Below are 12,515 nucleotides of genomic sequence, written 5' to 3' on the forward strand. Positions count from 1 at the left end.
TCGACCCGATGCGATGGGTTGATGGTGATGAGGCGAGATCACAGAAGCTGTGCGCCGAAATTGGTGGCGGGATCAAACTCGGGACTGAGCCTGCCGGTCGGCTGCATGGAGGGCGCGATGCCGCGCAGCTGCAGCTGTCCCGATCCCGGAGCCGCCTGAAGCCGTCCGTCAGTAATGATCGTGTCGCCGCGGCGCAGGACGGTTTCCGGCCAGCCTTTCAGCCTGCGGTCCGCAAAGGGATTGTAGCCGACATTGTCATGCAGGTCGTCGTCGTGGAGAACGACCTCCCGGTCGGGATCCCAGATCGCGATGTCTGCATCTGCTCCCACTGCGATGGCGCCTTTGCAAGGATGGAGCCCGTAGATCTTCGCCGGGGCGGTAGCTGTCAGCTCCACGAATTTCTCGATGCTCGAACGCCCACGGCTCACCATGGCGTCGAAGAGCAGCGGCAGGCGGGTCTCCAGTCCTGGAAGCCCGTTCGCGATCTGCTTGAAATCCGCGTTTGCGCCGGCGGCCAGTTTGCCGCTTTCATCAAATCGATAGGGCGCGTGATCGGAAGAGACGATCTGAAGGTCCCCCAGATCAAGCCCACGCCACAGGGCTTCCTGGTCCGACGTCGTGCGCGGAGGAGGGGAGCACATCCATTTCGCGCCCTCAAAGCCCGGACGGTCGAGATCCTGGGCTGTCAGGAACAGGTATTGCGGACAGGTCTCCGCGAAGACCTTGATGCCCTCACCGCGCGCGCGCCGGACGACAGCGGCGCCTTCCGCGGTCGAGACGTGAAACAACATGACGGGCTGGTCGAGAAGCTGGGAAAAGCGGACAATACGCTCGAAGGCCTCGATCTCGCAAACCCGCGGATGACTGACGCCATGGAATTTCGGCTCGACATATCCGCGGCTGATGAGCCTGTCGGCCATCCACTTGATCATGCCGTGGTTCTCGGCATGAGCGCAGACCAGGGCGCCGTGCTTGCGTGCCACCATCATCACGTCGAGGACCTGCTCGTCGAGGAGGCGCACCCGGTCATACGTCATGAAAATTTTGATGGACCGGTGGCCGGCCTCGATCAGCCGCGGCAGATCCTGCTCCAATGTTTCAGGTGTCGGATCAGAGATCCAGAGGTGGAAGGCATAATCCGTCACCGCACCGGCCGCTGCGAGGCGTGTGTAGTTCTCCACGACGTCGCGCAGCTTGTCTCCGCGATGCTGTGCGGCAAAGGAAATGACCGTGGTCGTTCCGCCGAACGCCGCAGAGCGGGTGGCCGTCTCGAAGGTGTCGGCATTCATCAATCCGCCACCGGAAAGCTGCTCGATATGACAATGAGCATCCACGCCGCCGGGCAGAACAAGCTTGCCGGCGGCATCGATGCTGGTACGGGCCTGAAGCTCCCGGCCCAATGCGGCGATCGTTCCATTCTGGATCGCCACGTCCATCGTGGAGATGCCTTCGGTGGTCGCGACGCGTCCACCTTTGATGACCAGATCGTATTCGGCCAAGCGGTCCCCCCAAGGTTCCTGCAGGATTGTTTGTTGTTCTCTTTGATGGGCCTCACTGTACGCAGACGCATTACACCTCAGCAAGGAGAAGTTGGCAGAGACGGGAGACTAAATTTGCCGTTCCCGCGGTAAGTTCGGATATCGATTGGAGGGACAGTCGATCTGCGGCGACGCTCATCTGGAATGGGCAGGGTTCAAATTCCTCTGGACCTGCTACCATGCACTTGTCGGATCTCTACGACGCAAACGCAGGAGGAGTAACATGTCGAGACCACCGGGCGGACGTCGGCCGACCGACCCCATGAAGGCGGCCGAAGCGGCGTTCAAGAAAGTCACGACGAAGCCTGTCGAAGGGCCTCCCAAGACTGCTGCGATCCCCGGCGTGAAAGAGACCATCACGCTGCGCATCGACCAGGACGTGCTCGCCTATTTCCAGGGGGATGGACCAGGCTGGCAGGAGCGTATCAACGCAGCCCTGCGCAAAGCCGCCGGAAAATCCGACGACTGACGCTCATCAATCGCTTTCTGTGCGACAGGGATTACAGAAGGCTTCTTACCACGGATGCCGTGGTTCGCTCTGTCGAGGGTGATCGGCAATGTCAGACCGGTCGTCGTAGGACTCATACCGACGGATGTGCTGCTGGTCATCAGGCCAGCGCGGCTCACGTCTCAGTTCCGGTTCGGTGTCGCCACGGACGCCATTCAAGAGAGCCAGGCTGCCCTGCAACACCGAGCGTGCTGTATCGACGGCGATGTCAGCGATGTCGCGCAAGCGAAGATCACCGATGTCGCTCCCGGAGCGATGCTCGACTTGGCCGTAGGACATGTCTGGGGCGCGCTCTGGAATCAGGCTCGAGAACACGCCGGCTCCGCCCAGGATGATGAGCAGAACCAGAGGAACCACGAGGCGAAACGCCAAGCCGATAACCCTGGATACGATAACATAGCCGATGATCAGGACGATTGCAGTCGCAATAATGCCGGTGCTCAAGGTGCTTGCAACCCCGTTATGGTCGATGTGGAGCGCAGGCCATCGAGGAGTTCGACGGCTTTTTTATGGACCTGATGAGTCGATACGGGGGGAGAACCTGCGAGGTCCGGATCGGAATGGAATGCAGTGCTGCCACGCTTCACATGGGATTGCGAAACCGAAACGCGTTATCCGCTCGTTAACCTGCGAGACGTTACCAGAGCCCGGCGCGGCCGTGGCGGAATTGGTAGACGCACTACCTTGAGGTGGTAGCGGGGAGACCCGTGGAGGTTCGAGTCCTCTCGGCCGCACCAATCCTTCGGACGTCGAGGGATGGTTCCCTAAGCATTGGACGTGAATTCGAACTCACGCCCGATGCTCTAAGCCGTTGTTTCTCGCATCTTTACACGCAAAATCGGTTCCCACTTTTGCGTTCGATGCTTTAGCACCGGGATTATCGATATCGCTCGATCTGGCGAGAGAGCATCCCGACCCAGGTGCTGTCTTAAGCCTCACTTTCAGGACGCCCGCAGCCATTGGCGCGGGTCGGCTCGCTTGGACAGGTCGCCGTACAATGTGCGGCAGAGGTCTTCCATCGACGTCAGATTGTGGACGGGCCGGAACTCGTCGACATGGGGCAGCATCGCGCGGATTCCGGAGGCGCGAGCCTCGAAGGCGTCGAAACGCAGGAGCGGATTGAGCCATATGAGGCGGCGGCAGGAACGCTTGAGCCGATCCATCTCGAAGGTCAGCTCCGGCGTCACCTCCCGCTCGAGCCCATCGGTGAAGAGCAGCACGATAGCGCCCTGGCCGAGCACCCGGCGAGACCAGTGGCGGTTGAACGCATGCAGCGCATGAGCGATGCGCGTTCCACCCTCCCAGTCCTGCACGCGCTTCGACGCCTGGGCGAGCGCTTCGTCCGGGTCGCGGCTCGTCAACTCACGGCTGATGTTGGTGAGCCTGGTTGCAAAAACGAAGGAATGGACGCGTCGCCTCTTCTCGGCGATCGCATGGAGAAAGTGCAGGAAGACGCGAGAGTAATCCGCCATGGAGCCGGAAATGTCCATGAGCGCCACCAAAGGCACATGCCGCACGGCAGGGGAGCGATAGGCCAGGTCGATCACGGCCCCTCCGCCGCGCAGCGAGCGCCGGAAGGTTCGGCGCGGATCGATGCGGCGGCCTCGCGGATCGGACAGGAAGCGACGGGTGGTCACCTCGTCGTCCGGCAAGGATATGCCGGCGATGAGGCGCTTGGCTACGGCGATCTCTGCGGCAGACATCTGGGCGAAATCCTTCGCCTTCAGAACTTCCCGGTCCGACACGGTCAGGCGGGCGGAGAATTCCGTCTTCTCGACCGGATCCGGCTTCTCCTGCCGAGGCGTGGCGAGGGCCTCGGCGACGCGCAGGGCGCCGGCCTTCGGCGTCTTCTCCTCCTTGGCTCCGCCTGGAGCAATCGGCGACATCTGAGCGATCAGCTTCTCGATCAGCGCGCGCCGTCGCCAGAAGATCCTGAAAGCCTGGTCGAACAGGATGCTGTGCTCGTTACGCTTCACGAACACGGCGTGGAGCGTCCAATAGAAGTCCTCGCGTGGGCCGATCCCCACCGCCTCAAGAGCCGCGATGGCATCGAGAACCGTCCCGGGGCCGACCGGCAGACCCGCAGCCCGCAGGGCTCGCGCGAAATAGGCGATGTTGTCCGCGAGACGCCCTTCACCCTGAGCGATGAACGGATCGGTCACGTGGGTGTTCTCAACACGCTCTGAACCCGATCCAGCATGTCCTTCGCCCGACTGCCCTGCATCTTCTGGATATCGTCCTGGTACTTCAGCAGAACGCCGAGCGTGTCGGAGACCAAAACCGGATCGAGCGCCATCGCATCGAGTTCCACGAGGGCCGAGGCCCAGTCGAGGGTTTCCGCCACGCCTGGCGCCTTGAACAGATCCTCCTTGCGGATCGACTGAACGAAGGCGACGATCTCCTGGGACAACCGGTCGGGAGCCTGCGGGATGCGACTCCTGAGGATCGCGAGTTCCCGCTCTGCATCCGGATAATCGACCCAATGATAGAGACACCGGCGCTTGAGGGCGTCGTGAATCTCGCGTGTGCGATTCGACGTGATGATGACGATCGGAGGATGCTGCGCCTTGACCGTGCCGAATTCCGGTATGGTGACCTGGAAGTCGGACAGCACCTCCAGAAGGAAGGCCTCGAAGGCCTCGTCGGTGCGGTCGAGTTCATCGATCAGGAGAACAGGTGCTCCGGCGGTGTCGGGCTCGAGAGCCTGCAGGAGCGGACGCTTCACCAGGTAGCGCTCCGAGAACAGATCGTTCTCCAGGCTGTCGCGCTCCACCGCTCCGGTGGCCTCGGCCAACCGGATGGCCATCATCTGCCCGGCATAATTCCACTCATAGACCGCCGAGGCGACATCGAGCCCCTCGTAGCACTGCAGGCGAATGAGGCGCCGTCCGAGCGCGGACGAGAGCACCTTCGCGATCTCGGTTTTGCCGACGCCCGCTTCTCCTTCCAGAAAGAGCGGCCGACCGAGCCTGAGAGCCAGAAACAGCACCGTCGCGAGAGGCCGGTCGGCCACATAACCGGTGCTCTTCAGAAGGGCCAAAGTGTCGTCGATGGAACCGGGATTCTCGGCCAAGGGCTTTGCTGCTCCTGAGGGCATGATGCCCGGGGCGAGCCCGGGCATCATGCGTGTCAACGTTCTTTCTGTGTGGCGGTTCAGCCGCGCGCGACCGCCGCCTGAACCGCCCTGCGCGCCATGACGCCGACGAGGTGAGCCCGGTAAGCGGCATCCGCATAAATGTCGCTGTTCATCTCGGTCTCCGGCACGGTGACGCCGGCGAGCGCCTCCGGGGTGAAGTTTCCGTTCAGCGCCTGCTCCATTTCGTTCGCGCGGAACACACCGTTCGAGCCCGCGCCTGTCACGGCGACGCGCACGTCGTCCGCATTCTTTGCCACGAACACGCCGACGAGCGCATAACGCGACGCTGGATTGCGGAACTTGGCATAGGCTGCCTGCGAGGAAATAGGGAATGAGATCTGGGTGATGATCTCTCCCTCTTCCAACGCCGTCGTGAAGATTCCTTGAAAGAAATCGTCCGCTGCGATTTTCCGCTGGTTCGTGACGATCGTCGCGTTCAGGGCGAGGCAGGCGGCGGGATAATCCGCCGAAGGATCGTTGTTGGCGACAGAGCCGCCGATGGTGCCGCGGTTACGCACATGCGGATCGCCGATGAGTTCGGCGAGTTCTGCCAGAGCCGGGATCGCCTCCTTCACCTCAGCTGAGGTGGCGACCTCCGCGTGCTTGGTCATGGCGCCGATGGTGAGCGTGTCGCCGGAGCGCTCGATGCCGCGCAGTTCGGCAATCTGGCCGAGATCGATTAGGTTGGCGGGGCCGGCGAGGCGTAGCTTCATGGTCGGCAACAGCGTGTGACCGCCGGCGAGGAACTTGGCATCCTCGACCTGACCGATGAGGCTGGCAGCCTCCTTGATGCTCGTCGGGCGGTGGTATTCGAAAGCGTACATTCCATCCTCCCCTTATTCCGCCGCCATGGGCATGCGGGCCTTTTGGGCCGCACGCCACACCGCCTGAGGCGTCGCCGGCATGGCGATGTCCTCATGGCCGAGGGCATCGGTGATCGCGTTGATGACGGCCGGTGGGGCCGCGATGGCGCCGGCTTCTCCGCAGCCCTTGATCCCGAGCGGGTTGGAAGGGCAGGGGGTCACCGTCATCCCGACCTGGAACGACGGCAGGTCGATGGCGCGCGGCATGCAGTAATCGTTGAAGCTCGCCGTGATCAGCTGTCCACTCTGGTCGTAGAACGCCCCTTCGAGGAGTGCTTGGCCGACGCCCTGGGCGATGCCGCCGTGGACCTGGCCTTCGACGATCATCGGGTTGATGATCACCCCGAAATCGTCCACCGCCGTCCAACGTTGGATACTGGTCACGCCCGTATCAGGGTCGATTTCCACCTCGCAGATATGCACGCCTGCCGGGAAGGTGAAGTTGGTGGGATCGTAGAACGCTCCCTCCTTCAAGCCGGGCTCGAGATCCTGGCCCGAGAACTTGTGGGCGATGTAGGCCTGCAGCGCCACCTCGCCGAAGGCTAGCGAACGGTCGGTGCCGGCCACGCCGAACCGTCCATCCTTGAACTCGATGTCGCCTTCCGACGCTTCGAGCACATGGGCGGCGACTTTCTTGCCTTTGGCGATCACCTTGTCGATGGCTTTGGCGATGGCCGACATGCCGACGGCGCCGGAGCGCGATCCGTAGGTGCCCATGCCGAACTGCACCTTGTCGGTGTCGCCGTGCACGATGCTGACCTGATCGATGGAAATGCCGAGCCGGTCCGAGACCAGTTGGGCGAAGGTGGTTTCATGACCTTGACCATGGCTGTGCGAGCCCGTCAGCACCTCGACGGAGCCGGTCGGGTTGACCCGCACCTCGGCGGATTCCCACAGGCCCACGCCTGCGCCGAGTGACCCGACAGCCTGCGAGGGAGCGATGCCACAGGCCTCGATGTAGCTCGAGAACCCGATGCCCCGCAGCTTGCCGCGACGAGCGCTCTCCTGCTTGCGCTGCTGGAAATTCTTGTAATCGGCGATCTCCAGTGCCTTGTCGAGCGAGGCGGCATAATCGCCCGTGTCGTAGGTCATGATGACCGGCGTCGCATGCGGGAACTGGGTGATGTAGTTCCGGCGGCGGAACTCGGCCGGATCCTGGCCCAGTTCGCGGGCGGTTGTCTCGACGAGCCGCTCGACCACGAAAGTGGCTTCGGGCCGTCCCGCGCCACGATAGGCATCGACGGGGGCGGTGTTCGTGTAGACCGCATCCACTTCGCAATAGATCGCCGGAATGTCGTACTGGCCCGACAGGAGCGGAGCATAGAGATAGGTCGGCACGGACGAGGAGAAGGTGGAGAGATAGGCGCCGAGATTGGCCGTGGTATGAACCCGCAGGCCTATGATCTTGCCGTTCTCGTCGGTCGCCATCTCCGCGTGGGTGACGTGGTCGCGGCCGTGCGCGTCGGACAGGAAGGCCTCCGAGCGGTCGGACGTCCACTTCACCGGACGCTTGACCTTCTTGGCCGCCCAGACGCAGACCGTTTCCTCGGCATAGATGAAGATCTTCGAGCCGAACCCGCCGCCCACATCCGGCGCGATGACGCGCAGCTTGTGCTCCGGCGCGACGCCGATGAAGGCCGACAGGACGAGCCGGGCCACGTGAGGATTCTGGCTCGTCGTGTAGAGGGTGTAATTGTCAGTCCCAAGGTCGTACTCGCCGACGGCCGCACGGGGCTCGATGGCGTTGGGCACCAGCCGGTTGTTGACGAGATCGATCTTGGTGACGTGCTTGGCACGCGCGAAGGCCGCTTCCGTTTCATCCTTGTTGCCGAGATGCCAGTTGAAGACAGTATTGTCGGGCGAGACGTCGTGCACATGGACCGAGGCCTTGGTGGCCCGTGCCGTGTCGACGACGGCCGGGAGAACGTCGTAGTCGACCACGATGGCCTCGGCGGCGTCCTTGGCCTGGGCGAGCGTTTCGGCGATCACCACCGCCACATGGTCGCCCACGTAGCGCACCTTGCCTTGCGCGAGGGCCGGATGAGGCCCGGCCTTCATCGGAGAGCCGTCCTTGGAATGGATCATCCAGCCGCAGATGAGGCCGCCGATCTTGTCGGCCGCAAGGTCCTCTCCCGTGAACACGGCGATTACGCCCGGCATGATCATGGCCGGGCCCGTGTCGATGGACCGGATCGCGGCATGCGCGTGGGGCGAGCGGAGGAAGTAGGCATAGGCTTGGCCAGGCCGGTTGAAATCGTCCACGTAGCGCCCCTGGCCGGTGACGAAACGCTGATCCTCTTTCCGGCGGACGGGTGCGCCGATCCCTGTTGCGGTCATGCTGTCCTCACTTGTCTTCATGGGCCTCATGAGGCGGGAGCGGGGGACCTCGTCACTGACGTCGGAGAGACGGCGCCTGCTTCGAGGCTCGCCCGCAGCTTCCACCCGTTGATGAGGGCGTCGCGTCTTCGGTGAGCCTGTCGGTCTATTCCGCCGCCTGCCGCATGGGTGCCTGGGCCATGCCCTGAGCGCCCGCGGCCACGGCCTTGACGATATTGTGATAGCCCGTGCAGCGGCACAGGTTGCCTTCAAGCTCGGCCCGAATGGTCTGCTCGTCGAGGGCGTTGCCCTTGCGGTTCACGATATCGATGGCGGACATGATCATGCCGGGCGTGCAGTACCCGCATTGTAGGCCGTGATGCTCGCGGAAGGCCGCCTGCATCGGGTGCAGCTCGCCTCCTTCAGCGATGCCCTCGATGGTGGTGACGACGTTCGCATCCGCCTGAACGGTGAGAACGGTGCAGGACTTCACGGCCTGCCCGTTCAGATGAACGACGCAGGCACCGCATTGGCTGGTGTCGCAGCCCACATGGGTTCCGGTAAGCCGAAGATTGTCGCGCAGGAATTGAACGAGCAGGGTGCGGGGATCGACGTCTGCGGTGACGGATTGACCGTTCACCGTCAGGGAGACGGTGGTCATGCGTGGTATCCTCCTCTGGTGCCAGCAGCCCGGCCAACCTTCAGGTGGTCTCAGGCATCGGCAGATATTCTTGTTGGATGGCCGCATGAATGCGATCCATCGAAGCCGAGTGTGGCCTTCTCCGGTTGAACGGTCAAGTATCGGGAGATGGCGCAGAATGACCCACGGAATGATCACGCATCGGAAGTCGCGGGCGAGAGGATCCTGGCGAAGTTCGCGAAGAACTCGTCGGCATACTTCTTGGCGACACCGTTGATGAGACGCCCGCCGAGCTGGGCGATCTTGCCGCCCACATTGGCCTCGACATCGTAGATCAGCTTCGTTCCGCCCTCGATATCTTCGAGCCGCACCTTCGCGCCGCCCTTGGCCCAGCCGGCCACGCCCCCCTGACCCTCGCCGCCGATGGTGTAGCCGTTGGGCGGATCGAGATCGGTGAGGGTGACACCGCCCTTGAAGGTCGCCTTGACGGGCCCGACCGATACCTTGGCGGTCGCCTGGAATTCCGTGTCGCTGATTTTCACCAGCTCCTGGCACCCGGGAATTGCCGCCTTCAGGACCTCCGGATCGTTGAGGGCTGCCCACACGGCTGCCCGATCGGCTGGAAGCTCGACTTCACCCTGCATCGTCATTGCCATGCTCGGTTCTCCTCGTGTCACAGTCCAACCGCAGAGTAAGTGCAAATCGGGCCACGCGCCATCTGCCAAACGTTGCTGCAATGCACGCGAGATGCGGTCCTCAGGGGCCGGGGGCGCTGATGGCCCGCTCCATCCCGGCCGCCTGGGCCTGGGCAAGCGCATCCATAACGGCGTCGAAGGTCAGGAGGATGGAGGCATGACGGGATTTCAGATCCCGCGCCGGCTGCAGGAGCGCCAGCTCGACCCATTTGCCTGCAGGAGGAGGCTCGCCATCCTTCAGCATGCGCCGCATGTCCTCCCGGAGTGCCCGCAGTTCATCGACGGTCGAGCCGACCACATGCCGCCCCATGATCGAGGAGGAAGCTTGGCCGAGGGCGCAGGCCTTCACCTCGTGGGCGAAGGCGCTGACGACGTCCCCTTCGAGTTTCAGATGAACTGTGACCGTCGAGCCGCATAGCTTCGAATGAGCCTTCGCACTGCCATGGGCGTCCGGCAGCGTCCCCTGAAGCGGGATGTCGGCCGCGAGTTCCAGGACGCGGCGGCTGTAGATGTCGTTCAGCATCCTGGCCGTGATCCATCCGACGAAGGTGCTCGTTCTTGACCGATGAGACGCCGCGGCACCTTGTCTGTCAATGAGACGTTAGATGCCGGCCTCCATGCCGGTTGCGGTCCGAGGATCGAAAGTGGCACTATCGATCATGGGCGGTCTCGGAAGGTACTCTAGATCACCTTGGGCACGGACCCGCAGGGCCGCCCGATACGCTTACCACCGGGAAGAAGCATGCTCTCGACCGATATGGATATCCTGAAGACGGCAGAAACCTGGAGGCGTGAGGGCCGGGGCGTCGCGATCGCGACCGTTGTCGAGACCTGGGGATCGGCGCCCCGGCCCGTCGGCAGCCATCTGATCATCGACGAGGACACGAACTTCCTCGGGTCCGTGTCCGGCGGTTGCGTCGAAGGAGCGGTCATCACGGAGGCTTTGGACGTGATTGCCGACGGCAAGCCGCGCATTATCGAGTTCGGCGTCGCCGACGAGACCGCCTGGCAGGTCGGCCTGTCCTGCGGCGGTCGTATCAGCGTCTATGTCGAGCGGGTGGATTAGAGAGCATGCGCCTGAGCCTCCTGTCCGATCTGAACGCGGAACGCGCCGCCCGCCGTGCCGCAATCCTCGTGACCGATGTCGAGTCGGGCGAGCAGCGTCTCGTCCGGGAGGAGGAGGCCGGAAGCGACCCGCTGGCCCAAGAGCTTCTGGGCGCCTTGCGCCAGGGCAAGAGCGGTTTTGTCGAGCGGGATGGCCGCCGGTCCTTCCTGACCGTGCAGGCGCCGCCGGTGAAAGTGATCGTCATCGGGGCCGTCCATATCAGCCAGGCTCTTGCGCCCATGGCCAAAGGCCTCGATCTCGACGTCACCATCGTCGATCCGCGCACCGCCTTCGCGACGCCCGAGCGCTTTCCGGACGTTCCGGTCGTGGCCGAATGGCCCGACATCGTGTTGCCGGACCTCGGGATCGACCGGTATACGGCCCTCGTCGCACTCACCCATGACCCGAAGATCGACAATCCGGCGCTCACGGCCGCCCTGCGGTCGGAGAGTTTCTACATCGGTGCGCTGGGCTCCCGCAAAACCCATGAGCGCCGCGTTCAGCGCCTGACCACGTCCGGGTTCACCGAGGCGGACATCGCTCGGATTCATGCGCCTATAGGCCTCGATATCGGGGCGGTTTCACCTGCGGAGATCGCAGTGTCCATCCTGGCCGAAATCGTCGCGAGCCTGCGCAAGGATCGGAGGCGCTCCACGTGAAGTTCGGACAGGTTCCGCTCGAGGAGGCCGTCGGGGCCTTGGCGGCTCACAGCGTCAAGGCCGGCGAAACGGTCGTGAAGAAGGGAACCCTCGTCACATCGGAGATCGCCGGACGGCTGAAGCAGGCCGGTGTCGAGACCCTCATCGCAGCTCGCTTCGAGCCCGGCGATATCGCCGAAGACGAAGCGGCCTCCCGGCTCGCCCATGTCCTTGCGGGAAGCAACGTCGTCGTCGAAGCGCCCTTCACGGGGCGCTCCAATCTCTATGCCGCGACCTCGGGTGTTCTCGTCATCGACGTCGATGCGATTCACGGCCTCAACGCCGTCGACGAGACCATGACGGCCGCCACTCTGCCGGCCTACAAGCCTGTCGTCGCCGGAGAGATGGTCGGCACCGTCAAGATCATTCCCTATGCCATCCCGGAGGTCCTGCTGCAGAAGGGGATCGCGAGAGCCGGAGGCGGTGCCCTGCGCATTGCGCCCTACAGACGGCGTAACGTCGGGGTCGTCTCGACGCTTCTTCCCGGCCTCAAGGCGAGCGTCGTCGACAAGACGCTTGCCGTGCTCGGCAGACGGCTGGAGCCGGCGCAGGCGCGGATCGTGCAGGATTGCCGCGTGTCGCATGAAGCCGCTCCCCTGGCCGAGGAACTGGCTCTCCAGGCGAATGGCCAGGCGGAGCTCATTGTCGTCTTCGGAGCCTCGGCCATCGCCGACCGCCGCGACGTCATTCCCTTGGCTATCGAGATGGCCGAGGGACGGGTGGAGCATTTCGGCATGCCGGTCGATCCGGGAAATCTGCTGCTGTTAGGCTCCCTCGGCGGCAAGCCCATCATCGGAGCGCCCGGCTGTGCTCGGTCACCAAAGGAGAATGGCTTCGACTGGATCCTGCATCGCCTACTGGCCGATGTGCCGGTGACCCGGGCGGACATCATGTCCCTCGGGGTCGGGGGACTCCTCATGGAGATCGTTTCCAGGCCGCAGCCACGGGCAGGTGGGCAAAGCGTAAGCGAGGAATGAGCCAAGCGGCACCGCTTCACAAGTGATCTCAAAAGTAGC

The 12,515-nt window shown here is 63.5% G+C and carries 13 protein-coding genes and 1 tRNA gene; 5 read left to right on the plus strand and 9 right to left on the minus strand.

Annotation, left to right across the window (positions count from 1 at the left end; genetic code table 11):
- Positions 1–38 precede the first annotated feature (38 nt).
- Positions 39–1,499 carry a dihydropyrimidinase gene (gene hydA / locus AB4097_RS14115; RefSeq protein ID WP_442040559.1) on the minus strand — a complete coding sequence of 487 codons (1,461 nt, stop codon included), beginning with the start codon at positions 1,497–1,499 and terminating at the stop codon, positions 39–41.
- A gap of 262 nt (positions 1,500–1,761) precedes the next feature.
- On the opposite strand from hydA, the gene AB4097_RS14120 reads away from it, so the two are divergent.
- Entirely contained in the window at positions 1,762–2,007 is a 246-nt protein-coding gene (locus tag AB4097_RS14120) for a BrnA antitoxin family protein (RefSeq protein WP_442040561.1), read from the plus strand.
- A gap of 45 nt (positions 2,008–2,052) precedes the next feature.
- On the opposite strand, the gene AB4097_RS14125 is transcribed toward AB4097_RS14120, so the two are convergent.
- Positions 2,053–2,490 (minus strand): hypothetical protein, encoded by a 438-nt coding sequence (locus tag AB4097_RS14125; RefSeq protein ID WP_442040563.1) that lies wholly within the window; start codon positions 2,488–2,490, stop codon positions 2,053–2,055.
- A gap of 208 nt (positions 2,491–2,698) precedes the next feature.
- Between AB4097_RS14125 and AB4097_RS14130 the strand changes: the two genes are divergently transcribed.
- A tRNA-Leu gene (locus AB4097_RS14130) sits at positions 2,699–2,783 on the plus strand.
- Positions 2,784–2,987: 204 nt separating this feature from the next.
- Here AB4097_RS14130 and AB4097_RS14135 read toward each other — a convergent pair.
- The 7 genes from AB4097_RS14135 to AB4097_RS14165 form a co-directional block, all read right to left on the minus strand.
- Complete coding sequence (locus AB4097_RS14135; protein ID WP_442040565.1) at positions 2,988–4,208, minus strand: vWA domain-containing protein; 1,221 nt, start codon at positions 4,206–4,208, stop codon at positions 2,988–2,990.
- Positions 4,205–5,119, minus strand: a complete 915-nt coding sequence (locus tag AB4097_RS14140; RefSeq protein WP_442040567.1) for an AAA family ATPase — start codon at positions 5,117–5,119, stop codon at positions 4,205–4,207. Before AB4097_RS14140 ends, AB4097_RS14135 begins: the two co-directional genes overlap by 4 nt.
- A gap of 80 nt (positions 5,120–5,199) precedes the next feature.
- A complete protein-coding gene (locus AB4097_RS14145; protein ID WP_442040569.1) occupies positions 5,200–6,006 on the minus strand; it encodes an FAD binding domain-containing protein in 807 nt (268 codons plus the stop codon).
- Positions 6,007–6,018: 12 nt separating this feature from the next.
- Complete coding sequence (locus AB4097_RS14150) at positions 6,019–8,382, minus strand: xanthine dehydrogenase family protein molybdopterin-binding subunit (protein ID WP_442040571.1); 2,364 nt, start codon at positions 8,380–8,382, stop codon at positions 6,019–6,021.
- A 145-nt stretch (positions 8,383–8,527) separates the two neighbouring features.
- Positions 8,528–9,022: a (2Fe-2S)-binding protein gene (locus AB4097_RS14155; protein WP_442040573.1), complete on the minus strand. Its 495-nt coding sequence runs from the start codon at positions 9,020–9,022 to the stop codon at positions 8,528–8,530.
- 173 nt (positions 9,023–9,195) lie between these two features.
- On the minus strand, positions 9,196–9,657 hold the full coding sequence (locus tag AB4097_RS14160) for an SRPBCC family protein (protein WP_442040575.1): 462 nt from the start codon (positions 9,655–9,657) through the stop codon (positions 9,196–9,198).
- A 100-nt stretch (positions 9,658–9,757) separates the two neighbouring features.
- The gene (locus AB4097_RS14165; RefSeq protein WP_442040577.1) at positions 9,758–10,219 is read right to left on the minus strand and encodes an iron-sulfur cluster assembly scaffold protein; all 462 of its coding nucleotides are present in this window, start codon (positions 10,217–10,219) and stop codon (positions 9,758–9,760) included.
- Positions 10,220–10,438: 219 nt separating this feature from the next.
- Between AB4097_RS14165 and AB4097_RS14170 the strand changes: the two genes are divergently transcribed.
- The 3 genes from AB4097_RS14170 to AB4097_RS14180 are packed head-to-tail and all read left to right on the plus strand — an operon-like array spanning position 10,439 to position 12,476.
- Entirely contained in the window at positions 10,439–10,762 is a 324-nt protein-coding gene (locus AB4097_RS14170) for an XdhC family protein (RefSeq protein ID WP_442040579.1), read from the plus strand.
- A gap of 5 nt (positions 10,763–10,767) precedes the next feature.
- Positions 10,768–11,460: an XdhC family protein gene (locus AB4097_RS14175; protein ID WP_442040581.1), complete on the plus strand. Its 693-nt coding sequence runs from the start codon at positions 10,768–10,770 to the stop codon at positions 11,458–11,460.
- The gene (locus tag AB4097_RS14180; RefSeq protein ID WP_442040583.1) at positions 11,457–12,476 is read left to right on the plus strand and encodes a molybdopterin-binding protein; all 1,020 of its coding nucleotides are present in this window, start codon (positions 11,457–11,459) and stop codon (positions 12,474–12,476) included. The genes AB4097_RS14175 and AB4097_RS14180 overlap by 4 nt, the downstream gene beginning before the upstream one ends.
- Positions 12,477–12,515 lie beyond the last annotated feature (39 nt).

The organism is Microvirga sp. 2MCAF35 (assembly GCF_052115545.1).
Taxonomy (GTDB): domain Bacteria; phylum Pseudomonadota; class Alphaproteobacteria; order Rhizobiales; family Beijerinckiaceae; genus Microvirga.

Bases quoted from the DNA above. Each gene is read 5' to 3' on its own strand.
- AB4097_RS14165 (WP_442040577.1), bottom strand. From the start codon at position 10,219: ATGCTGAACGACATCTACAGCCGCCGCGTCCTGGAACTCGCGGCCGAC.
- AB4097_RS14120 (WP_442040561.1), top strand. From the start codon at position 1,762: ATGTCGAGACCACCGGGCGGACGTCGGCCGACCGACCCCATGAAGGCG.
- AB4097_RS14175 (WP_442040581.1), top strand. From the start codon at position 10,768: ATGCGCCTGAGCCTCCTGTCCGATCTGAACGCGGAACGCGCCGCCCGC.
- AB4097_RS14155 (WP_442040573.1), bottom strand. From the start codon at position 9,022: ATGACCACCGTCTCCCTGACGGTGAACGGTCAATCCGTCACCGCAGAC.
- AB4097_RS14160 (WP_442040575.1), bottom strand. From the start codon at position 9,657: ATGGCAATGACGATGCAGGGTGAAGTCGAGCTTCCAGCCGATCGGGCA.
- AB4097_RS14170 (WP_442040579.1), top strand. From the start codon at position 10,439: ATGCTCTCGACCGATATGGATATCCTGAAGACGGCAGAAACCTGGAGG.
- AB4097_RS14145 (WP_442040569.1), bottom strand. From the start codon at position 6,006: ATGTACGCTTTCGAATACCACCGCCCGACGAGCATCAAGGAGGCTGCC.
- AB4097_RS14150 (WP_442040571.1), bottom strand. From the start codon at position 8,382: ATGACCGCAACAGGGATCGGCGCACCCGTCCGCCGGAAAGAGGATCAG.